Genomic DNA, 21,609 nt, shown 5'->3' on the forward strand with positions numbered 1-21,609 from the left:
AGATATCAACGGGTTTGAGCTTTAGTGGGTTTTCTTATCTATCCAACCTGTCTGCTGTATGATTCCACCACTACCTGCCTCGTAACATTCAGTGCCCACACATTCGAACAGTTTGTGGCCATCATCATCAGGGTCACCGTTAACGAGTTCGCTGGACTTGATGACTACTAACCTTGTAGAAGAGACAATGCCGGTGTTCTGGATAATTTTCTTGCGCTGGTTGTCTGGAGCTGAACCATCTTTAGCGCTGACTCGGTACAGACGGTTAGTACCTAAGACAGCCTTGCAGCTGTTAGACTGTGCGGCAGGTTCGTAAGAAGCCCAGCTGAAATAACCATCAATCAAAGAAATGTCTGATAGTGCTTTTTCCCCACTTTCTTCCAAGCGGATATACCAGCCGCCATTAGATAAAGGAGGCAGCGGTGCTCCATCGGAGCCGGTCTTTTGGGACCCATCACTGTTTACTGGTATCAGATCCAGAGCCCTTTGGGCGGCTTCCACTTCTGATTCGTTGCCAGTTTGAACTTTGTTGTCCGTTGCATCGTAAAGATCAGACTCTGTTAAAGTTTTTACAGATAAAGGGTTGTCAAAAACAGCAGCAGATTTCAATACATAAACTCGGTCGTCTACGGTTTCGTCAAGAGGGTGGGCCCGATATCCAGAGCCAATGGCAATGCTGAACAGCTTGCGGTCACCCGTCTGGGTAATACCGGTTACCGGCTTCATGTAAAAGCGCCTGTTGCCCTTGGCATCGGTGCCTGCCAAATCTGCGACAACACCCTGTGCGTCTTGCTGTCTGGTACCACCGAATGGTGTAACAATAAGACTCTGGCTGCTTCTACTCTGACGTTGATCAATAAACAGTCGCCATACTTGCCCACCCATATCGCCAAATACGATTTGGTCTCCGAAGCCATCAAGGTTCAAATCAAGAACCGTAATATCTCCGGGAATGCTGTAGTCCATTTTGTCTAGCTTGAGGGAGCCGCTGCTATTGTTTGTTGCACTCCAGAGCAGGTCACCATTTTCTGCGTCGACAATAAATAGAGCATTACCCTTAGCGTCATCTTCCCTGGGTGAGCCACTGATATCGTTACTGGTGTCGTAACCACCGCCAAATATCAAAGCACGTTTTACCACATTGTCGATAATGACTTTAGTGCGGGCAGGCTTGGACCAGGTTTGTCCAAGTTTACTCATGCCAGTGCTGGCAGATGAAATCTTCCATTTCAGTTTGGGGTCATTTCGGTTGGTAATATCCAGTGCATAGTAAAGATCGCCGCCACGGCGCAGACCAAAGTAGAGATAAACTTTATCCCCTTCGCTGGCTTCTATTGCACCGTTCTTATTGTGGTCAATTCGCCATGCGATTGGGCTGCCATCTATGCCATAGGGTTTTTTAATACTATTTCCTGTCTCTGGATCAACCATATAGTCTTCCAGATTTTTCAGTAATTCTTCTGGAATATAGGAGAAGATTTCCCGACCTCGGTTCGTTCCCGTTGTGCCACTAATTGCATGAAGGAAACCCTGGTTTGTGCCAAAGAACAGGCTGATGTCTTCTTTTTCTGGAGCGCAGCCTTTCGATTTGTCGTCCGGATCTTGGTACTCCCTGCAGCCATAGGTTACCAGTGCGGGTTGAGAGTGCAGTGGGTCACCAATTTGCTGGCGAATAGAGCCTGACTGATTGTAGCCACGCCCCCAGTTGATAATATCGCTGCGGTAGTCATTGCTCATGCTTGGGTTGCCCAAGATGCCCTTGGTAATGGTGCTGTTACTCACTGTTAGCGGTTCCGCCGTTAGCGGATCTCCAGCGTCCAAGCCCACATCGGTATAGATTTGTCTCTGATCCGGATTTGGCAGTCGTGAAGCTGCACCACCTAACTGGGTTTGGCCACCATCTGGGGAGCTTGACCAGAAGCTGGTAGTTCTCTCTTTAAAGCCGCCTGTATCTTTATCAACAGCTTTTTTGCCGTTCTTGTCTACCAGGAAGAAGCTTGTCTGGTCATTATTGGTACCCAGTTTGTATTTCTTGAGATTACCACTCCAGTTGGTTTTATCGTTAGGAGTGAAGAGGGCGTAGTACAGCTCGTTGTTATGCTGGTAGCTGCGATACTGGTTTACGGAAATACTGGCACTGTTGAATGAGGCCTCCACAGACAAAATTTCCTGAAGGATTTTGCCGAATGCCTGAGTCAATGAGGCAGCATCTGTTGCAGTGTAGTAGCGGGCGCTGTCGTCATCTTTTTTACTGGCAACACCTTCTAGAAAGCCGAGAGCCGATCCGCTGGCAGCAAAGCCAATTGTGTGGGTGGTGATTGTATTTTCACCGTCCAGAGAAGACTTTTGATCGTTCTCTTCCATCCACTTTGTCAGGATGCGACCACAAGTTTGTTGTCTAGAGATTGAGCTGTTGTAGTTGCAGGTTGTTCCTGTACGGCTCGTAATCTGACTGGCTTCGCTGGAGTGGAATCCGTTAGGAGAACCATCTGAAAGCAAAACAATATGGTTACTCTGACACGTGTTAGTCATCGGTGAGTTGCTGCCGGAGTAGTAACTCTGAGCCTGCAATAGTGATTTTATAATAGGGGTTCCACGTCCAGGCTTCAGTTCATTTACATAGCTCTTGAGACGGTCTCGTACCCTGTGGGTTGTAATTGAGTCGTTAAAACCATCCTCCGATAACTTAATGATCAACCTCGGAGCTTGGGATGGGGAGCCATCCCAAGAGTAGGCTCGCTTGTTTTTTGAGGAGGTTGGAGTATTGGTTTTTACAAACAGGGTCAGGGCGTTTCCTGCTGACCATCCTGATTTACTCACAATTTCTTCAAGAATATCGCTGACGTCTGGAGATCTGTATGTTTTATTTGCCTCCCAGACGGTTTCAGGGGTCCAGGAAACTGTTGAACTTGTTACAGTGCGAGCACTTATTGTTGTTTTGCTCTGAGTAAATGGTTCGGAATCGTCGACTTTTTCCCCACTGATAGTGGTAGCGAAAGTGCTGTTTGAGTTTTCACTGGCTGTGAATTCAATAAACGCCTCTTGAATATCAACGTCTTTCAATACTGGGAACTGTGAAAAACGAAGGCCAACATCACCTCTGGGAAGGTTGAGGGCAACAGATGTGAGCGTCGTTGATGTCGCAGAGTTATGTTTGATGGCATCATTACCCCGATCAATGATTGGGTATTTGATGGTTTTTAAACTACAGCCGGGTGTTCCGGAAACGGTGTATTCAACAGCCAATGCAGGTGGTGGGGCAGAAGCCTCTTCACTGGCAATATCCCTGAAGCCGGAAGAGCCATTTTCCGGTGCAATAATAAACGTTGCTGCATTGCCACCACACCAGTCACTGCGACTCACAACTTCCTGCAGGCTACTGGTAACGTCTGTTTCATAGAGATTCCTGTCACCGTTAGAATCTGTCACCTGCCAGGGAGAGAGCGTCCAGGATGTGGATGAACTGGTGAGTGCTCTGTCAGAAATGTTGTTGTCAGTTTCTGCGAATGTAGCAGAGTTTCCAACATTTTCGGCTTTGATGATGAAAGTTGGCGTTGATGCATTGTCGCTGTCAGGGGTCAGGCGTAAAGTTGCTTTGGTTATTGTTGCTCCTTGTGGAACTGCGACGTCACTGAAGCGAAAGCCTGCTGTATGGGCTTCAAGCTGGCCGCCACTCGCGGGAGCACTATATCGAATGTGAAGACGTGGAACCCGTGCAGCCTGGTTATCGTAGTAGGTTTCAAGATTGCTGTTGGCAGTTTCCGGATTAAACAGAAAAGCCAGACTTGTAATATCGGTGCCGGGGTTACTATTGACAACACCCTGAATAACACTGCTGATGTCCGGTGTCTGGAACCAGTTACCAGTACCAATTCGATTATCTCCCATCCTCCACTGCACTCTGTTGGCTGCAGGAATCTGGGTGCTTTTCCGGTTGGAGATATGTCTGCTGGAGTTATTCAGAGGGGTATTAAGAATTGTGTCCGCACTGATTTCAACAGTATTGGTGGAGTTAACCCACGTGCTTACATTGTATGCCTGCATGTCTAGTCTGGCTTCGATAATGACGGCATTTGCTGGAATGTTAAAACCTTCAAAATAATAGGAGTTGTGGTAATTCGGATAGAAGCGCATATAGCTACCGAGGTTAACTCCGCCACCGGTCGCCTCGCTTCCGAAATTATTGCCATTTATGGGAAGAGGAAAAGCTTCAATGGCTCCGTTTGAGATAACACCAACCCGAACAGCTGTATCGGTTGTATCTACCTGATTATTGAGAGAGTTTTCATCAGCGTCACCGACTCCGACATCAGGTGTTACCACTTCAACAGGAATAGACGCCACTGGGTTTTCAAGGTTCTCGACTTCGTGATAAACGCCATTGGTATCGTCATAACTATTGTTTTTCCAGAACCTTAACAAGCCTGCATTCAAGGGAAGATTTTGGGTGCTGTCGAGCAAATCTGAGAACGAAGCTTGCAGCTGCTGCATTCTGGTTTTGTTGGCTCTGTCTGGGTCATTCTCACACGCTCGATCACCGGATCGGCATATCCGGTTGTTCATGGAGCCTGAGTTATCCAATATGAATAGAACGTTAGGCGCTATCACCTGGCCGGATGCCTGGCCACCAAAGAAGATCTCAGTGTCATCGGCCAGTGCCGAATGAAAGGTTCCCGCTCCCAGAAAAGTTGAGAGCGCCAGAGCAAGCAGTTTGTTCGATATTTTTTTGTTCATTGGCTGTTCTTTTTCTTAAGCGATTATTTCTTAAGTGGCCATGTTTAGTGGCATTAAATGGCTCAGAACTCTGTGCCGAAATTTCGATATTGATAATGCAAGGTATAGGAGCGATTTGGGCCATCAGGGTCTGGTTGATTTGCATCACCTGTGGCAGGAAACCCAATTGTTGTTTGGACGGATTTGCAGCGATATAGCTGTTCTAAATTGTTTCCTGTACCGTTGCAATTACCGTGGCCTCTATAAGAGGTTTCACTCGCTGTTCCGGGGAAGGGGGAAGTTATATGCTGCTCTGAACCAGGGGCTGCATTCAGTGCCACGAGCGCTTGCTGAAAAATGGCATTTGATGCGCTGTAAAAGGTACGATTTTCTTCTATTGTACGCACCTGTTTGTTCTGGAGTGTAATATTGTAAAGCCCTGACAGACCGACCATAGTGACGACCAGAAGCATGACTAATGCAATGATCAGAGTGGCACCGTTTTGGGAATGACGCTGGCTCATCGTTGTTCCTCCAGCAGGTTGCGGGGAATGACTCTCGTGGTATAAAGGCCAGGTTCGCTTTCCCCCTGTGGTGGGGCTCCGTCTATATCGTTTCTCAGGGTATCCAGAAAGTTGAGTGTGATGGTGTAGGTGCCGTTGTCTTCCCTTGTAAATGCAGCGCCATTGGTTTCCAGATTGGAAATAAATGGTTTGGGCTTGCCACCTGTAACTGCCATGTTCATACCGTTTGCATTATATTCAAGCTTATGCTCGCGGTAGTTATATAAAGCAATACCTTCCAGGGGCTCATTGGTTTCAAGGTTAATAAAATCACCATGAATAGGCGTTGCCAGAGTGAAAGCTGTATCACCTTGATTGATTGCCGGTGGATCTATCACTTCAAGCATCTGGCAAGTTGCAATAATGAGGCGATTAGCATTGGTATTATCGCGCCTGCTAAAAAACACACGATCTGCAGGTTTTTGTGCTGCAGAATTATCGATAGTTATTGTTCTTCTATCTGCAGAAATAATGAGGGGAACAGGGACAGAAAATAGCGGTGACATCGAGATTGTTGTAATGCTGTCATTCTCAATATCTACAGCACGGGATGATGTTAGGGTGTTGACCCTGTCTTTCCATTCTTTATTTAAATTGCTCGAAACATCTCTGGCGAACCTGCCGCAACCTTGATAACCCCCGCGTTGGATATTATTTTGAACGGTTCCCATGGTTATACGTGCTGAATCTTGAATGTCGGCCAGATCGACGACTGCTTGCTGGCTTTGCAAGGCATCAATTGAATAGCGGGTTATCCCCAATACCAATAGTGTGCCAAGCGCCAGAGCGATCATCAGTTCTATCAGTGAAATACCTTTTTGCTGAGGTTGGAACGAGCTGATTGATATCACAATCTTACCTCCCTAACTACGGCGGTAGGATCTTGGCCATTACCACGAAATGATTGGAGCTCCTCCCAGGACACCTGGAACCGATAGATGTTCATGTCGTTGTTAGGGTCGACAATAGGGCAGGGTGCATTGACATCGACCATGCTAAGTTTGGCTGTATTATCTACACCTGAGAGATTGTTTGTAAAAGGTACGAGAGCACCAGCACCACAGATGCTCGCACCCCGGTTGTCTGTATCTGCCAGAATGGTTTCTTCAATGCTGTCGAGGATCATCAGGGCGTGGGTTCTCTGGTCAGAGCTGATATTGGATTTTACTGATTGAGCCTGAAGTGCCAGCATGCCCAGAATGCCAACAGAGAGAATCAGCAGGGCGATCAGAATTTCGACTAGCGAGAAACCCCGAGCCGAAGCTGGGGTGGCATGTTTTCTTTTCATTTTTTAGAGTGTGACAAGTCCGGCGACATTCAGCTGAATGTCAGCTGAATTCTTATTTTTACCGTCCCTGACTGTAATAGCTCCGGCATTCCCGGTGGAGCCATCCTCTGAAAAGGTGATATTGACGTTCGATATCACCAGGTCTCCTGAGAAAGGAGGTGTTGCCTGTAATACTTTGGAATTGAATGCGTCTATAACCAGAAAGCCATTGTTGCCAGTACCGCAGTCATCTTGCGTTGCATTGGCCTGACATACACGTATATCTCTCTGCAGCTGAACAGCTTCAGAGCGAGCATAACGAAGAATGGATATAAGACGGTTGGCTTCAGAAGCGACACTGTTCCGCTGAATGAAGTCATTAAAACCGGGCACGGCAACCGTTGCCAGTATGGAAATGATGGCGACAATAACCATCAATTCCACAAGTGTGAAACCGTTATTTGTTTTTTTTCTTTTATTGTGCATTCTGCTTACATCTAATTCCAAGCTGATTTACACGACTGTTCTACGGCATTTTTGGATCATATCACTGGGTTTTTTTATTGTATATTCTGTACAAAATATAATCTCTCCATTTGTGTCGGATGTCACAATAGTTTGTATGCAGAAATTGCTATATCTTGAGGGGAGTGAGGCGGGATTTTTCTGGGGCGATGAAAGCACAAGTTTCTTATCAGCATGAAGGTGAACGACATCTATTGGTTACTCTCTCCGGCAACTGGTGCGGGCAGGCGAGGTCTGCCGAAGCCAAAAAGCTGGAAAGTTGTATAGAACAGGAACTCAGAAAACCTATCAAGTTGATTGCCGATGAAAGTTTTTCATGGGATTCCTCATTTCCAGCATATCTGTTGTCTTTTATTCATCATCATCCGGAAAAGCAGCAACAGCTTGATTTTTCTGCCCTGCCACCAAACCTGACAAGTTTGTTTGATCTCGCAACGGCCGTTCCCCGTAATACAACCCAGCCACCAGATAGTCATAGCCGCTTTGCTGGATTAAAACATGCCTGGGATGAAGTCATTGATACCATGATTTTTATTGGTGAAATGACTATGTGCTCCCTGCGCCTGTTTGCCGGGCGCAGTCATATGCGCGCAGCTGATGCTGTGTCCTGTTTGAATCAGTCTGGCCCGCAGGCGATCGGTATTATTACTTTGATCAGTATTTTGGTGGGGATGATTCTCGCTTACCTTGGCATTATTCAACTACGTCAGTTTGGTGCAGAGGTTTATGTCGCCAACCTTGTGGCTGTAGGGATGGTGCGGGAGATGGGCGCATTGATGACGGCTGTGATTATGGCTGGTCGAACCGGCGCATCCTGGGCAGCCGAGCTGGGCGCCATGAAAGTTAATGAAGAAGTGGATGCCTTAACCACCATGGGCATTCGTCCTATGGACTTTCTGGTTATGCCGCGCTTGCTGGCTATGACCATTACCATGCCGTTGTTGTGTATTTACAGTTTTGTACTGGGCATGATTGGAGGAGGGGTGATTGCCATGACCATGGATATGACCCCCCGTATGTACCTTTTCCAGTTACTGTCATCATTTACACCCGTTGATGTGGCTGTTGGATGTTTTAAAGGTTTGGTGTTCGGCTGGTTGATTGTTCTGGCTGGGTGTCAGTCGGGAATGAACTGCGGCAGTTCTTCCGCGGCTGTCGGTCGGGCAACAACAAGAGCCGTTGTGTTGGCGATTGTGTTTTTTGTGATAGCTGACGCTGGTCTGAATATCATGTTCTATCACCTGGATATTTGATCATGGATGATATGACTACCAAAAAGCCTGTAAATGATGCCCCTGTAATAGAAACCCGTGGGCTGACTATGGGTTATGGAGCTCAGCTTATTCAGGAAAATATCAACTTCAAAGTGAATCAGGGTGACATCTTTGTAGTGATGGGGGGAAGTGGTTGCGGCAAGAGTACACTTCTCAAACATCTGACCGGTCTTTATGAACCGGTTGCCGGAAATATTCTCTACAACGGTGTCAGCTATACCTGTGCTGATGAATCTGAGCGGCAGAAACTCCGATCCCGTTGGGGAGTCACCTTCCAAAGTGGTGCTCTTTTCAGTGATATGACCCTGGCTGAAAATATCGCTCTGCCCGTGCGCCATGCTGGTATTCCACGTAAAGAAACTGCCGAGCTTGTTGCGTATAAACTGGCTCTTGTAGGGCTTTCCGGATTTGAGGATTATTACCCATCCCAAATCAGTGGCGGTATGTGTAAACGTGCCGGATTGGCAAGAGCCATTGCTCTTGATCCCGAGATTCTGTTTTTCGATGAACCTTCTGCTGGTCTTGATCCGTTAAGCGCTCGCCGTCTTGATGACCTGATCCTGAACCTGCGGGATTCAACCGGAACAACTGTGGTCATGGTGACCCATGAACTTGCCAGTATTTTCGCTATTGCCAACAATGGTATTTATCTGGATGCCATTACCAAAACCTGGCTGGATCAGGGAGATCCCAAATGGTTAAGGGATCATAGTCAAAAGGATATTGTTCGCTCTTTTCTTGCCCGTGGTGAAGAAGGGAGCAACAGGGAGCTTATGGAATGAATGCACGAACAAAAGCAGCAGGTGTTGGTTTCTTTGTTGTCGTAATGCTGGTTCTTGGCATTGGCATGGTGATGATCGTCAATACCGGTAGCATTTTTGGTGAAGCTCGAATGCGTTATGAGCTGGTTTACGATGCCTCGGTAAAGGGGCTCGAAACTGGATCGCCAGTCACCTTGAAAGGCGTTCAGATTGGTGAAGTTGTCAGTGTGAAAGCCCGATTTTATAAAGGCTCTAACACTCCGCTGAATGCAGTTGTCATTGATGTTTATCCCGGTCGGGTTGAGTTTGATGATGACGATAATAGAGAAGGGTTGATAGAACTTCTGATCAGTGAAGGTCTTGGGGCCAAGCTGAAACTACAGAGTTTGCTCACTGGTCTTTTGTACATTGAAGTCGACTTTTATAACAGCGAGCCACGTACAATTCTTGTTGATACCGAATTTCCCCAAATTCCCACCGTTCCCAGCGATATGGAAAAATTGAACGACTTCAGTGAGGTAGATCTGGTTGCTCTTGCGAAAGACTTTCAGCAAACCATGGCGAATATCCGTGAGTTCACCGACTCCAGTGATTTCAAAGAACTGCCCACTGAAATGAACAACATGGTGAAGAATCTGGGAATGCTGACAGGCGGCGATGATTTCCAACAACTTGCCAGCAATATGAATCGCACAATGACTGCGGTGGAACTTGCCTCAGGGAAAATGGGCAGTAATGCTGATTCTGCTGGTATAAGAATGGATGAAGCGATGGCCAGTATGGAAGAAACCATGGTCACTATGAGCGAAACAGCTGAAGCTATGAATGCTTATCTTCAGCCGGATTCGCCTGTTATCTACAAGCTGGGTGAGAGCCTCAACAGCCTTGACCGCGCCGCCCGTTCTGTTGAACAGTTAGCCACCATGTTAGAGCAACAGCCAAACTCTATCCTTGCAGGCCGAGCGAAGGTAAACCCATGAACCGGATTTTTTACTGTTTAGTTCTGCTGACCGCTTTGGCTGGTTGCGCCTCTACGCAGACTTTTGATTATTATCGATTGAAGCCTGATGCAGTCGCCGGAAACTATAAAGTCGTTCAAAACGTTGGTGTTGCTCCCGTTATTATTCCGGGTTGGATGACTTCTAACCTGATGAGTTGGAGTGATGGATACAAGATCCACCGCACTGATAACGATCGCTGGAGTTTCGATGTAAAAAGCCAGATTGAACATGTACTCAGCACAAACCTGAGCAGAGAATTATCTGGAAAACCAGTAAATGTTGGTCCATGGCTGGGAGGGAATCGTCCTGATCGAGCTGTGTTTGTAGAGATCACAGATGTATCTCTTACTGGCGCAAACGTTGAAATGGCTGTGAATTGGCGTATTGAGAATAAAGAGCGGGAAACAATCTATCGACAGAATGAAGAGCCCTTCGTTGTTCTAGTAATGCACGATGGGACAAGAGAAGAAGCTTTTGTTCAGGGGCTGAGTTCTGCTCTTGTCCAGCTGAGTGAGCAGATTGCTGGCAAGTTAGCGGCTTATCAATAACTCTCAAAAAAATCGGAGCCACTGTGGACTCCGTAATATGGGGAGAGTGCGTAAATAATATGCTCTCCCTGCGTCGAGGAAAATTAGACCAAAGTGGGTGAGGCTTTGGTCTAAATCTGGTTTTAGATAAACACCATCAACATCATTACCGGGCAGATGAATTTCACGTACCAGGGCCAGATTTTCCAGAACAGCCCTTGTTCCAGTTCAGGATGGCCTTTCTTCAATTCTTTCAGCAGTCGGTCACGATGTAATACCCAAGTCAGCAGCAGGCCAAAGGCCATTGCCAGAATGGGCTGGGCATAAACTGTTGTCAGAGTAATTACGAATCCGAACAGTTCACCAAAATTCAAAATAATGATTGCAGAAATCAGAGCAATAATACTGCCGGTAACCAGTGCCATTTTAGGGCGTGGCTGATCGAGATATTCACAGGCAGTGTTAACGGGAGCTTCCAGCATGGAAATAGAGGAAGTGAGAGCTGCAATGGTCATAAGAGCAAAAAAGGCGACAGCAACAATAGAACCAATGCTACCCATGTTATTAAACAAGGCTGGAAGAACTGTAAATACCAGAGTGTCGGAAGACAGCAAGGTGCCGTCGTTACCATAAATAGCAACACCGTTTGCCTGAGCAACAGTCATAGCAGGCAGAATCAACAAACCAGCCAGTACTGCAACACTGGTATCCAGTGTGGCGACAATGCCAGCAGTTTTAGGCAGGTTTTCTTTTTCGGAAAGGTAGCTGCCATAAGCCATTATGGCGCAGGTACCAATAGACAGAGAGAAGAATGCCTGCCCCATCGCGCTGACTAACAATGAAGGCTCGAGAATTCGGCTGAAGTCTGGCACCAGGTACATTTTCAAACCAACCTCAGCACCGGGCAAAGTCACAATGTAACCAGCGAGTGCAATAAGCAGAATGAACAACATGGGCATTAATTTTTTAGACCACGCCTCAATGCCATTACTTACGCCATTTTTAACGATATAGGTTGTCAGCAGAATGAAAACGGCCATCATGGTCATGTTTCGAGCTGTGGAGAAGTTAATCAGCCAGTCTGCTACTTCTGGCATTCCGGCCATACGGGCCAGAGGTTCTATCATAAAGGCGATTAACCAACCGGCAATGATTGCGTAGAAGCTCAAAATCAGCGAAAGAGTAGTGATACCGGCAATGCCTGCGAGAATACCCGACTTTCTCCAAAGAGGTTTCTCTGAGAGAGAAGATAGGGCGGCAATAGGGTTCTTTTTCGCCAGACGGCCAATAGTTAGTTCGGCAACCAGCATAGGGTAAGCCAGAACAACGACCATGATCAGGTAAACCAGCAAAAATGCTGCGCCGCCGTTTTGAGCGGCCTGAGTTGGAAAACCCCAAATGTTTCCCAGGCCAACTGCAGAGCCTGCCGCGGCCATAACAAAACCCATACGGGATGAGAATCCGGAACGAGACGAGGCTTCCCCGGCCGAGATGTCAGAGGGAGCGGTTGTTGTCGATTGTATTGATGTCATGTACTTCTCCTGCATGACTGTTCTTGTAAGAGCAGGCCTGTAAGAGAGAGGAGGAGGGAGAGTTCTTATAATAGATTTCTTCCGACCGTCTTACAGGTCGGCATATAGAGCCAACCCGGCTAGATAAAGTAAGCCAGGTAATCGTTAAATCGTGCACTGCTAACAACCGCAAAATACGGTTGTTCAGAGTTGGCTAAGAGTTGGCTAAGAGTTGGCTATCTGTAGAGCAGACGTCAGCATGCAATACTCGATTTACTAGTTAAAAAGGTGAGTCGGCAATCTACCAGTTAATGCTACAAAAAATCTCTCAGGGGTAATGCCTGTTTACGACTGGTGTTGCAGGATAAAGATCGAAGTAATCATGATTGGGCAGATGATTTTTATGTACCAGGGCCAAACTTTCCAGAACAGACTTTTTTCAGCCTCCGGCCAGCCTTTGCGAATCTCCTGAAGCTTTCTGTTTCTTCCCATCAACCAGCCCGCAAAAAGACAAAACAGAAGACCATCAATTGGTTGTGCGTAACCTGTTGTAAGGGAAACCACTGCGCCAAACAGCGGGTCAAATTTTGCGATCACGATCGCCACAATGGCGAGCACTCCAATGCACACAATAAGGCTGGCTCTTTTGCGTGATAAACCGGCTCTTTCGGTCAGGCAGGCAACGGGCACTTCCAGCATCGAGATTGATGATGTGAGTGCAGCGATAGACATCAGAGAGAAAAAAGCCAAAGCAATAGGAATGCCCATAACGCCAAGGTTGTTAAAAAGTGCCGGAAGAACCTCGAAAACCAGAGTGTCGTTGTTAGCAAGATGTCCATCGGGCAGATAGATGGAAACCCCAAGATTCATTGCCACGAACAGGGCGGGGATGATCAGCAGGCCAGCCAGGAACGCAATTCCGGTATCCAGCAGGCAAACCTGAAGTGCAACATTGGGAAGGTTGGCATTGCGTTTCAGGTAAGAGCCATAAACCATCATGGCACCTACCCCGAGAGACATTGAGAAGAAGGATTGTCCCAGCGCATTCATTATCAGTGTTTCATTGATCCGGCTGAAATCTGGAATCAGATAGTGGTGTACCCCTTCTATGGCGCCTTCCTGAGTCATAACTGTAAAAATTAAACCGACGAGAAGCAGAACCAGAAGGGGCATGAGCCGGGCAGACCAGCGCTCAATCCCTTTTTGCACGCCACCGTTGACTATTCCCAGTGTCAGAGCAATGAAAATAATGGCAAGCAGCAGGTTTCGGGTGGGGGAGAACGTTTGCAACCAGGATGCTGCAGAAGGCATACCGGTTGTTTCAAAAAGAGGTGCCAGGGTAAAGCCAGCCAGCCAGCCGCCAACGATGCTGTAAAAACTGAAGATCAGGCAGATCATCAGAACAGCAACAATGCCGGTGAGTTTTGTAACTGTGCGCCAGGCAGGATTTTGTGGAACAGATTCCAGTGCTGTAACCGGGTTGCTCTGGCCATAACGGCCAATCATCAACTCTGCCACAAGGGCGGGATAGGCGAGCAAGAGAGATAAAACCAAGTACACCAGAACAAAGGCGGCGCCACCATTTTCAGCCACCTGAGCCGGGAAACTCCAGATATTGCCAAGGCCAACGGCAGAGCCAGCGGCAGCCAGAACAAAACCAATACGTGTACTGAATCCAAAACGGGGTAGCGAAGCAGTTTGTTCTGGCGAATCTGATGGCATAAATGTTTCTCAAATAGTACAGATATTGGGAAACAGTCTAGCTGTACCAAGGGCTCCCCGCCTGCAGCAGGCAGGGGGAAACACTTACAGTCTAAAGAACTTACAGTCTAAAGAATGGTTGCAGAAGTCTTGGAACCAGCTTGGTGAACTTCAACGGAGCATCTGTTGCAATCAGACAGATACAATCTTCGTGAGTATCTGTGGCTGGCTGGTGTTGGATCTCAGGGTCTAAATCAGCAACATCCCCTACGCCAAAGCGCCCCAGCTCATCACTATATGAACCTTTCAAAACCATGGTCAGTTCTGATCCGGTATGGCTATGAATGGGCATGCTGGTACCTGATGCGATTCTCAGCAGTCTTAATTGCCCCTGGGTTGAGGGAATAATGAACTGCTTCATCCCTGGAACCATTGCTTTCCAGCGCAGGCTGTCGAAACTCGTTCCCAGGTAAGAACGCAAGGGCAGGGGGATATCTCCGTTAGCTTCTCGAGGTTCAACTGCCTTCTCAGTATCTGGTGTGTCTGGTTCTACGGAGTCCAACAGGTCGAGCATTTTGGCACGAGCATCTTTAGACAGCTCTGCATCTGGCTGCTGTTCCATCAGAAAACGCCCTAGCTGTTCTGCTTCTGCTACAGCTTCCTGGCATTGTTCACACACGGAAACATGGCATGCCACAACCGTTGCAATGGCATCAGGAAGGCTACCTGCGGCATAGCTCATCAGGGTGCTGGCATCTGGGTGATGATGGGGAGTCATAGTCCTCCTCCTGTGTATTTCCGAAGTTTCTCAAAAGCCAATCGCAATCCTGACTTCACACTGCCTAAAGGAATTTCGCATTCATCAGCGATTTCTTTGTGGGTTTTTCCTTCGTAATACACTTTGTAAACCAATTGAGCCTGTGATTGCGGTAGTGACGTGATGGCATTTTTCAATATTTTGCCATCAGCGAAAGCAAGGCTGGGAGTGAAAGCTGGGTCTGGATAGTTATCGATGGGGGACAGTAAGTGAGATTTATCCTTTCTCATTCGATCTATCCATAGGTTCCTGGTGATACGGAATATCCAGGTAGAAGCGGTCGCTTTATCCGGATTAAAAGTGCCGCAGTGTTTCCACACGGCCAGCATGGCTTCCTGGACCAGCTCTTCGGCTTGCTCGCTGTGAGCACCATGACTCATCAGGTGGCTTTTCAGGCGAGGGGCGAAATGGTCATAAATTGGCAGAAACAGTTGTTTGTCACGGTATTTGCCAAGGTTGACCAGCTTTTGCTCCAAGTCTTCTGAATCTAGAAGTGCGCTGTTTCTGGGTTTCATATTTTTATAGTTAAGTGCCAAGTGCATAACAGGTAAACAGCCGATAGATATTTAATGCTGTATACGGCTATTAAAAGCAACCGAATCATGATCTGAAACTGAAAAACTCTCGTAAAAGCAAGGCAATCACATATTGAACGGATAATAAAAATGGAAGGCAGAGGCGTGAATGTTGCGGTGGTTGGCTCTGGTATTTGTTGGCTCTGGTATTTCCTGCCATGGCTGCTTTCACGTCAACACAAAGTTACCCTCTACGAAAAAGATGATCGTTTTGGTGGACACAGTCATACGGCCACTGTTCAAGGGAAATCATCGTCAGTCGCCAAAACAGATATGTCATTTGCCGTATCAATTAGTAACGGTAAAACAGAATATGCCGGCACAGCCTTCAATGGCTTGTTCGCCCAGAGAGGAAATGTTTTTAACCTACCTTTCTGGAGAACGCCCTAAGGCAGGCTTACGTTTTTCTTTAGTAAAGAAGCGGGCGGGTTAGAGAAAACCTGCCCGCTTAGTGAATCTGAGTCTTCCTGATCAGGAAGTCGTTGGCTGTGGATTCTTCTTGCGCAGGTAGCGGTCGCCAAATTTCTTTTTCCAGCCGCCTACCAGTGAACTATTGTCCTGCTGCCACGGGTGAAAACCAGAGCGGTAGTAATCGATGTAATCCCGAAATACCTGACGAATAATACCTCCTTTGCCCAGCAAGAAATGGTAGCCGGTTTTCCAGGTTTGCCACTTCCATAAAACCTTGTCCCTAGCCAGGAAGTGGCAAACGTGGCGGGCAATCATGTAAGAAAAGTGAATAGTGGTCTGAATCATCATCAGATTACGGGTGATGTACCAGCCGCCAATCTCGTTATAAACGTCAAAGCACACCGCTTTATGTTCGGTCTCTTCAATAGCATGCCAGTGCCAGAGTGCCTGCATGTTCTTCGGGGCATTTCCCAGCCAACGATCAGGTTCTTCCATCATACCGTTGGCAAGAATAGCGGTGAAATGTTCAACAGCGCAGGTTGTCGCCAACTGCTGTTTTTTGGTCATGGTTTTATTGCCAAGGCGAGTCCACCAATCCTGGTGGCGTGCCAGCATATCAATATCGTAACCCTGCCCTTTTAACAGCTGGTTATATTTGTCATGCTCATTGCCGTGAATGGCTTCCTGGGCAATGAAGCCTTTTACTTCTTCCTGAAGTTTTGGATTATCAATCTGATCCATAACAGCACGGACGGAATCAATAAAAAAACGTTCCCCTTGTGGGAACAGTGTTGAAAGCCCATTAAAAAAATGTGTAATGAACGGATCACCACCATGCCAGTAACGATCGATATCATTCAGGTCGAACTGAACATGGCGGGGCTTTACATCAACCCCAGCTGGTCTTTCTACCTGATTCTTCACGTGGTTCATTATTATATTTATTCCGTCGTTTGTGTGAGTATGATAACCAGACAGGGTGTGATAGAAATGAAGAGAGTTCCGGATTTTATGTGGAACAATAGTCCATTAAGTCGTTTGATTCTGTAGTGGCATATTTGACGGAGTGAGGTGTTAATAGGGCGCTATGAAAAATATAAAAAAAAATATAGCTCTGCCTATCGTTTACATCCGCCACCTGATGGCGCTGATGTCTGAATATGGGTTTGATAAAAATACTCTTCTGAGGGGGGCTGGTATTCAGTTTTCAGAGCTTGAATTGGATGATGGCTCAATTGATTTTGAACGTTGTGACAAGCTGATCACCCTGTGTCAGCAGTCCGGTATTGATGGTCTGGGCTGGAAACTTGGTATGCGCCTGAACCTTCCCAGTCATGGCATTCTTGCTACTGCCGCAATGGCCAGTCGTTATATTGGCGAAATGATCAGTATGTCGGTTCGTTATCTGGGAACACGTTTTCCGTTGATGGTTATGTCACTGGAAGTGGATGGAGATACAGCCATTCTCCAGTTTGATGAAGCGCTGGATCTTGGAGATAATCGTCGCTTTTACGTGGAAGCTTTTATCGGCTCCCAGCAGGTTATGAAAATGTACACCTTTGGTCCCCAGGCTTCTGCCGGACATACCCTGCAGCTGGCTATGGATAAGGTGGATTATTACGATGACTTTGACTTTGCCGATACCACTGTCACCTATGGGCATGCTGCTCACCAATACCGTTTCCCTGCCCACTATATATCCACACCCATGCCTATGGCGGACGATATTGCCCGGGAAGTTGCCGAGCGCCAGTGTCAGAAAATGCTGGCTGATATGAAGGTAGAGACTGGCCTGCTTGGTCGGGTGCTTGCCCATATTCGCAGCAGGGAAGGTGTTATTCCTTCTTTGGAGCAGACTGCAGATTATCTCTCTATTTCTCCCCGAACTTTGCGTCGTCAGCTGCAGGAATTGGATATAACCTATCGCACCCTGGTGAACCGCGAACGTAAACGGCTGGCATTGCATTATCTGCGTAACACCCGTTTAACCGTTGAAGAAATTGCCGAGCGTTTGGATTATAACGATCCTAGTAATTTTGGCCGTGCCTTCCGAAAATGGACGGGACATTCCCCCGGATTTTACCGACAAACAACAGAAGAAGTGGGAGCCTGAGATTTCAGTCTCTAATAAATAACGATGTATAAAGAAATTATTTCACCTCGCTTTTTTGAGACCGACGCACTCGGTCATATCAACAATACAGTTGTGCCCGTATGGTTTGAAAAAGCCCGGGAGCCAATCTTTCAGTTATTCACTCCGGATATGGATGTGAACAAGTGGAAACTGATCATTGCCAGAATTACCGTCGACTTTCTTGCTGAGATTCATTATGGCACTGATAAGGATGTGGAGATTCGTACTGGCCTGGTCAAGATTGGCAACTCTTCCATGACTATCCGGCAAGAAGTGTGGCAACAGGAAAAATGCTGTGCCCGGGGAGATGCCGTTATGATTCATTATGACTATGCTTCTGCAAAGTCATCACCTATACCGGATGTTATTCGCTCTGAATTGCAGAAAGCCTTAATTTCAGAGTAAATCACTGCAAGTGCTAAATCTGGTATGATGCCTTTCTGTTAAGGATCATAATTCAGAAAAATACCACGCAGTAAACGACTGCGACCTGCTTTTGAGGTGGCTCATGCCTGTTTATCGTTCAAAAACTTCTACCCAGGGTCGTAACATGGCTGGCGCTCGCTCCCTGTGGCGCGCAACAGGTATGACCGATGAAGATTTCCAGAAGCCTATTATTGCCGTTGCCAACTCTTTTACCCAGTTTGTACCCGGCCATGTGCACTTGAAAGATATGGGGCAGCTGGTTGCCCGTGAAATTGAAAAGGCGGGTGGTGTAGCCAAAGAGTTCAACACTATTGCCGTAGATGACGGCATCGCTATGGGTCACGATGGCATGCTCTATTCCCTGCCTAGCCGGGATATTATTGCTGACTCTGTCGAGTACATGGTGAATGCTCATTGTGCCGATGCGCTGGTTTGCATCTCGAACTGTGACAAGATTACACCGGGAATGCTGATGGCATCCATGCGCCTGAATATTCCAGTGATCTTTGTGTCTGGCGGGCCGATGGAAGCCGGTAAAACCAAGCTGTCTGAGAATAAGCTTGATTTGGTTGATGCGATGGTTATTGCCGCTTCTGATGCAGATCAGGAACAGGTAGATGAATATGAACGTTCTGCCTGCCCAACCTGTGGCTCATGCTCTGGTATGTTTACAGCTAACTCCATGAACTGTCTGACTGAGGCTCTGGGTCTTTCTCTGCCGGGTAATGGTTCCATGCTGGCAACCCATGCTGACCGTGAACAGCTATTCCTTGAGGCTGGTCGTCGCATCGTTGACATTACTCGCCGTTATTATGAACAGGACGATGAGTCTGTACTGCCTCGCTCTGTAGCCAGCGTGAAAGCTTTTGAGAACGCCATGAGCCTTGATATCGCCATGGGCGGTTCAACCAACACTATCCTCCATCTGTTGGCTGCTGCTCAGGAAGGCGAGGTGCCATTTGATATGCAGGATATTGACCGCCTGTCCCGTAAGGTTCCTCAGCTGTGTAAGGTTGCTCCCAATATTCAGAAATATCACATGGAAGATGTGCACCGGGCTGGTGGAGTGTTCGGTATTCTGGCAGAACTGGATCGGGCAGGTCTGCTGCACCATGATATTCCTACCGTACACAGTGCCACTGTTGCCGAGGGGCTGGCTAAGTGGGATATCATGATCACAGCTGATGACAGCGTGAAAACCTTCTATAAAGCTGGCCCTGCCGGTATCCGTACTACTCAGGCCTTCAGTCAGAGCACGCGCTGGCCGAGCCTGGATGCTGATCGGGAAAATGGCTGCATTCGCTCACTCGACCATGCTTACAGTCAGGAAGGTGGTCTAGCGGTGCTGTTCGGAAATATTGCAGAAAATGGTTGTGTCGTAAAAACCTCCGGGGTTGATGAAAGTATTCTGGTATTTGAAGGCCCGGCTCACGTCTGTGAGAGCCAGGAAGATGCTGTCAGTGATGTGTTGGAAGATCGGGTGAAGCCCGGCGATGTTGTGGTTATTCGCTACGAAGGGCCAAAAGGTGGCCCGGGTATGCAAGAGATGCTGTACCCAACCAGTTACCTGAAGTCCAAAGGTCTCGGCAAAGAGTGTGCTCTGATGACTGATGGTCGTTTTTCTGGTGGTACATCAGGCCTCTCTATTGGTCATGTTTCTCCAGAAGCGGCCGCTGGTGGAACTATTGGTTTGGTAGAAAAGGGAGATATGATTCATATTGATATCCCTAACCGAACAATCAACGTGAAGCTTTCCGACGAGGAGCTGGCTAAGCGTCGTTCCGCTATGGATGCCAAAGGTAAGGATGGCTGGAAGCCTGTAGCCGAGCGTCCACGTAAAGTATCAACAGCTCTTAAGGCTTATGCCAAGATGGCTACCAGTGCTGACCGTGGCGCTGTTCGAGACTTGAGTTTATTTGATTAGTGATTGCTATTCACAACTGATAATTAAAGCGCCCACAAATAAGTGGGCGTTTTAATTTCTTCCTGTCACCCCCCTAATTTCTGTGTCTACTCTGAAATGGAATCATTTAATTTCCATCAGGGAGTGAACATGAAGGGGTTTGTGAGAAGTCTAATTGTTACTGCCAGCTTTCTCTTGCCTGTTACCTGGGCTGCTGAAGAGGTAGATTCAACTGCAGGAACAGGAGATTCACTCGACCCGATCGCTAAAAAAGCGATTGCTTATGCGGTGCCGGCAACCGCTTACAGCCACAGCCCAATGGGCAAGATTGATGAAGGCAGCAAGGCTCTGGCAAAAAAGCTTTACATTGAATATTCCCATCAAGTGTTGTCTGAACAATTTGAAGGGAGTAACCCGGATCAGCTGTTGTGGACTAATTATCTGAAAGTGGTTTATCACCCGATAAAAGCGTTCATCTTTGCCGATATTGATTCACGAATGGGTATATCTAACTCCCACTCGTCTAGCCCTGATCAGGACAAGCAGATTTCTGAGCCTGGTAGAGCCAAAGAGAGGATGGAAAAGAAACTCAAGGAGTGGTCCAAAAAGGCGTTTTATTACTACTTCAATCCACCTGAAGCCAGTGCTGAATCTTTCGATGCATTAAAACAGAGTATAACTGCACGTTGTGAGGAAGCCCTTGGTAAACTGGCCACTAATGAACCGGACAGTCAGCTGTCGGATTATTACTATCAGTGTTATCAACCGGTTTCAGATCTTGCTGGTTCAAAACTGACCTCTTTGGTTCCTGTAGACAGGCTTGCTGCTTTACTACTATTTAACTCCCGTTTGGCCGTAAATCCAGAAGGTATTCCTCCACGCCTTGCTCAATCTCTGACCTGGTATGCGGTTTTATCTAATGAAGCTTTGACTCACTTTGAGTCTGCAATAGAAGATAAAAGCGGCTTTAAAGATGAGATGATGGATATGTTTAAACGAGGCTATTCACCGGAGACCATGGCGAAGGTGTTCAGGCAGAACTTCGTTAATTTCGGACTAGCCTATCGAAAAATCTGGTATTACTACGAAAAGCACAAAGCGAATGAGTGGTACAGTAAAAAGCGGGTAAGAACCTTCTGAGAAAAGTGGATGCCTGGAGCTTATGCTCCAGGCGTCTTGTCTTAAGATCTTCTGTTAATTGCTGCAATCAATCCTTCACCCCTGCCAATCAGATAAAGAGCAGAAATCAGGTAAACAGCCAGCTTGCTAATGATGCTGACAGAGTGAGCAAGTGGGCCATGGCTGAGGAGAGTCTGCAAGTTACCACTCTCCATCAACATATCCCATGAAAGCAAGATGTTGATAATTTCAGGCGTCGCCATAAACAGAGATGGTAGCATCTGCAGGCTGAGAGCCAGCATCCAGAACCCTGTGGCCCGTACCAAAATCCATACAATATCCTGTCTGTTCATAGTGCCTCCAATATCCATGTATCCCATT

At 47.2% G+C, this 21,609-nt stretch carries 20 protein-coding genes; 9 read left to right on the forward strand and 11 right to left on the reverse strand.

Annotated features, from left to right (window positions below; genetic code table 11):
- Window positions 1–21 precede the first annotated feature (21 nt).
- The 5 genes from QMA35_RS00360 to QMA35_RS00380 form a co-directional block, all read right to left on the reverse strand.
- Window positions 22–4,734 carry a PilC/PilY family type IV pilus protein gene (locus QMA35_RS00360; RefSeq protein ID WP_281645134.1) on the reverse strand — a complete coding sequence of 1,571 codons (4,713 nt, stop codon included), beginning with the start codon at window positions 4,732–4,734 and terminating at the stop codon, window positions 22–24.
- A 62-nt stretch (window positions 4,735–4,796) separates the two neighbouring features.
- Window positions 4,797–5,237, reverse strand: a complete 441-nt coding sequence (locus QMA35_RS00365; protein WP_281645135.1) for a hypothetical protein — start codon at window positions 5,235–5,237, stop codon at window positions 4,797–4,799.
- On the reverse strand, window positions 5,234–6,127 hold the full coding sequence (locus QMA35_RS00370) for a prepilin-type N-terminal cleavage/methylation domain-containing protein (RefSeq protein WP_281645136.1): 894 nt from the start codon (window positions 6,125–6,127) through the stop codon (window positions 5,234–5,236). The genes QMA35_RS00365 and QMA35_RS00370 overlap by 4 nt, the downstream gene beginning before the upstream one ends.
- A complete protein-coding gene (pilV, locus tag QMA35_RS00375) occupies window positions 6,124–6,564 on the reverse strand; it encodes a type IV pilus modification protein PilV (protein WP_281645137.1) in 441 nt (146 codons plus the stop codon). The genes QMA35_RS00370 and pilV overlap by 4 nt, the downstream gene beginning before the upstream one ends.
- Before the next feature lie 3 nt (window positions 6,565–6,567).
- Window positions 6,568–7,029 (reverse strand): GspH/FimT family pseudopilin, encoded by a 462-nt coding sequence (locus QMA35_RS00380; protein ID WP_281645138.1) that lies wholly within the window; start codon window positions 7,027–7,029, stop codon window positions 6,568–6,570.
- A gap of 188 nt (window positions 7,030–7,217) precedes the next feature.
- Here QMA35_RS00380 and QMA35_RS00385 point away from each other — a divergent pair, with 188 nt between their 5' ends.
- The 4 genes from QMA35_RS00385 to QMA35_RS00400 are packed head-to-tail and all read left to right on the forward strand — an operon-like array spanning window position 7,218 to window position 10,652.
- Window positions 7,218–8,321, forward strand: coding sequence for an ABC transporter permease (locus tag QMA35_RS00385; protein ID WP_281645139.1), 1,104 nt, complete (start codon window positions 7,218–7,220; stop codon window positions 8,319–8,321).
- A 2-nt stretch (window positions 8,322–8,323) separates the two neighbouring features.
- Window positions 8,324–9,124, forward strand: a complete 801-nt coding sequence (locus QMA35_RS00390) for an ATP-binding cassette domain-containing protein (protein ID WP_281645140.1) — start codon at window positions 8,324–8,326, stop codon at window positions 9,122–9,124.
- Window positions 9,121–10,083 (forward strand): MlaD family protein, encoded by a 963-nt coding sequence (locus QMA35_RS00395; protein ID WP_281645141.1) that lies wholly within the window; start codon window positions 9,121–9,123, stop codon window positions 10,081–10,083. Before QMA35_RS00390 ends, QMA35_RS00395 begins: the two co-directional genes overlap by 4 nt.
- Window positions 10,080–10,652, forward strand: coding sequence for a PqiC family protein (locus tag QMA35_RS00400; protein ID WP_281645142.1), 573 nt, complete (start codon window positions 10,080–10,082; stop codon window positions 10,650–10,652). Before QMA35_RS00395 ends, QMA35_RS00400 begins: the two co-directional genes overlap by 4 nt.
- A 122-nt stretch (window positions 10,653–10,774) precedes the next feature.
- On the opposite strand, the gene QMA35_RS00405 is transcribed toward QMA35_RS00400, so the two are convergent.
- From QMA35_RS00405 to QMA35_RS00420, 4 genes are all read right to left on the reverse strand, one after another.
- A complete protein-coding gene (locus QMA35_RS00405; protein WP_281645143.1) occupies window positions 10,775–12,163 on the reverse strand; it encodes a sodium-dependent transporter in 1,389 nt (462 codons plus the stop codon).
- Window positions 12,164–12,487: 324 nt separating this feature from the next.
- A complete protein-coding gene (locus QMA35_RS00410) occupies window positions 12,488–13,864 on the reverse strand; it encodes a sodium-dependent transporter (protein WP_281645144.1) in 1,377 nt (458 codons plus the stop codon).
- A 100-nt stretch (window positions 13,865–13,964) separates the two neighbouring features.
- Window positions 13,965–14,621, reverse strand: coding sequence for a ChrR family anti-sigma-E factor (locus QMA35_RS00415; RefSeq protein ID WP_281645145.1), 657 nt, complete (start codon window positions 14,619–14,621; stop codon window positions 13,965–13,967).
- On the reverse strand, window positions 14,618–15,202 hold the full coding sequence (locus QMA35_RS00420) for a sigma-70 family RNA polymerase sigma factor (RefSeq protein ID WP_281645146.1): 585 nt from the start codon (window positions 15,200–15,202) through the stop codon (window positions 14,618–14,620). The genes QMA35_RS00415 and QMA35_RS00420 overlap by 4 nt, the downstream gene beginning before the upstream one ends.
- A 123-nt stretch (window positions 15,203–15,325) precedes the next feature.
- Here QMA35_RS00420 and QMA35_RS00425 point away from each other — a divergent pair, with 123 nt between their 5' ends.
- On the forward strand, window positions 15,326–15,625 hold the full coding sequence (locus QMA35_RS00425; protein ID WP_281645147.1) for an NAD(P)-binding protein: 300 nt from the start codon (window positions 15,326–15,328) through the stop codon (window positions 15,623–15,625).
- Window positions 15,626–15,706: 81 nt separating this feature from the next.
- On the opposite strand, the gene QMA35_RS00430 is transcribed toward QMA35_RS00425, so the two are convergent.
- Window positions 15,707–16,579, reverse strand: coding sequence for a metal-dependent hydrolase (locus QMA35_RS00430; protein WP_281645148.1), 873 nt, complete (start codon window positions 16,577–16,579; stop codon window positions 15,707–15,709).
- A gap of 154 nt (window positions 16,580–16,733) precedes the next feature.
- On the opposite strand from QMA35_RS00430, the gene QMA35_RS00435 reads away from it, so the two are divergent.
- The 4 genes from QMA35_RS00435 (at window position 16,734) to QMA35_RS00450 (ending at window position 21,249) form a co-directional block, all read left to right on the forward strand.
- Window positions 16,734–17,759 carry an AraC family transcriptional regulator gene (locus QMA35_RS00435; protein ID WP_281645149.1) on the forward strand — a complete coding sequence of 342 codons (1,026 nt, stop codon included), beginning with the start codon at window positions 16,734–16,736 and terminating at the stop codon, window positions 17,757–17,759.
- Window positions 17,760–17,783: 24 nt separating this feature from the next.
- Window positions 17,784–18,185, forward strand: coding sequence for a thioesterase family protein (locus QMA35_RS00440; protein WP_281645150.1), 402 nt, complete (start codon window positions 17,784–17,786; stop codon window positions 18,183–18,185).
- Window positions 18,186–18,288: 103 nt separating this feature from the next.
- Window positions 18,289–20,130: a dihydroxy-acid dehydratase gene (gene ilvD, locus QMA35_RS00445; RefSeq protein ID WP_281645151.1), complete on the forward strand. Its 1,842-nt coding sequence runs from the start codon at window positions 18,289–18,291 to the stop codon at window positions 20,128–20,130.
- A 141-nt stretch (window positions 20,131–20,271) separates the two neighbouring features.
- Window positions 20,272–21,249 (forward strand): hypothetical protein, encoded by a 978-nt coding sequence (locus tag QMA35_RS00450; protein WP_281645152.1) that lies wholly within the window; start codon window positions 20,272–20,274, stop codon window positions 21,247–21,249.
- 41 nt (window positions 21,250–21,290) lie between these two features.
- Here QMA35_RS00450 and QMA35_RS00455 read toward each other — a convergent pair whose 3' ends face one another.
- Complete coding sequence (locus QMA35_RS00455; protein WP_281645153.1) at window positions 21,291–21,581, reverse strand: hypothetical protein; 291 nt, start codon at window positions 21,579–21,581, stop codon at window positions 21,291–21,293.
- Window positions 21,582–21,609: the final 28 nt, after the last annotated feature.

The organism is Parendozoicomonas sp. Alg238-R29, from assembly GCF_947331445.1.
GTDB lineage: Bacteria > Pseudomonadota > Gammaproteobacteria > Pseudomonadales > Endozoicomonadaceae > Sansalvadorimonas.

What these genes read in the sequence shown, in the direction of transcription:
- QMA35_RS00385 (WP_281645139.1), top strand. Translation starts at nt 7,218, where the DNA reads ATGAAAGCACAAGTTTCTTATCAGCATGAAGGTGAACGACATCTATTG.
- QMA35_RS00380 (WP_281645138.1), bottom strand. Translation starts at nt 7,029, where the DNA reads ATGCACAATAAAAGAAAAAAAACAAATAACGGTTTCACACTTGTGGAA.
- QMA35_RS00395 (WP_281645141.1), top strand. Translation starts at nt 9,121, where the DNA reads ATGAATGCACGAACAAAAGCAGCAGGTGTTGGTTTCTTTGTTGTCGTA.
- QMA35_RS00390 (WP_281645140.1), top strand. Translation starts at nt 8,324, where the DNA reads ATGGATGATATGACTACCAAAAAGCCTGTAAATGATGCCCCTGTAATA.
- QMA35_RS00405 (WP_281645143.1), bottom strand. Translation starts at nt 12,163, where the DNA reads ATGACATCAATACAATCGACAACAACCGCTCCCTCTGACATCTCGGCC.
- QMA35_RS00415 (WP_281645145.1), bottom strand. Translation starts at nt 14,621, where the DNA reads ATGACTCCCCATCATCACCCAGATGCCAGCACCCTGATGAGCTATGCC.
- QMA35_RS00425 (WP_281645147.1), top strand. Translation starts at nt 15,326, where the DNA reads ATGGAAGGCAGAGGCGTGAATGTTGCGGTGGTTGGCTCTGGTATTTGT.
- QMA35_RS00430 (WP_281645148.1), bottom strand. Translation starts at nt 16,579, where the DNA reads ATGAACCACGTGAAGAATCAGGTAGAAAGACCAGCTGGGGTTGATGTA.
- QMA35_RS00360 (WP_281645134.1), bottom strand. Translation starts at nt 4,734, where the DNA reads ATGAACAAAAAAATATCGAACAAACTGCTTGCTCTGGCGCTCTCAACT.
- QMA35_RS00455 (WP_281645153.1), bottom strand. Translation starts at nt 21,581, where the DNA reads ATGAACAGACAGGATATTGTATGGATTTTGGTACGGGCCACAGGGTTC.
- ilvD (WP_281645151.1), top strand. Translation starts at nt 18,289, where the DNA reads ATGCCTGTTTATCGTTCAAAAACTTCTACCCAGGGTCGTAACATGGCT.
- QMA35_RS00400 (WP_281645142.1), top strand. Translation starts at nt 10,080, where the DNA reads ATGAACCGGATTTTTTACTGTTTAGTTCTGCTGACCGCTTTGGCTGGT.
- pilV (WP_281645137.1), bottom strand. Translation starts at nt 6,564, where the DNA reads ATGAAAAGAAAACATGCCACCCCAGCTTCGGCTCGGGGTTTCTCGCTA.
- QMA35_RS00435 (WP_281645149.1), top strand. Translation starts at nt 16,734, where the DNA reads ATGAAAAATATAAAAAAAAATATAGCTCTGCCTATCGTTTACATCCGC.
- QMA35_RS00440 (WP_281645150.1), top strand. Translation starts at nt 17,784, where the DNA reads ATGTATAAAGAAATTATTTCACCTCGCTTTTTTGAGACCGACGCACTC.
- QMA35_RS00420 (WP_281645146.1), bottom strand. Translation starts at nt 15,202, where the DNA reads ATGCACTTGGCACTTAACTATAAAAATATGAAACCCAGAAACAGCGCA.
- QMA35_RS00410 (WP_281645144.1), bottom strand. Translation starts at nt 13,864, where the DNA reads ATGCCATCAGATTCGCCAGAACAAACTGCTTCGCTACCCCGTTTTGGA.
- QMA35_RS00365 (WP_281645135.1), bottom strand. Translation starts at nt 5,237, where the DNA reads ATGAGCCAGCGTCATTCCCAAAACGGTGCCACTCTGATCATTGCATTA.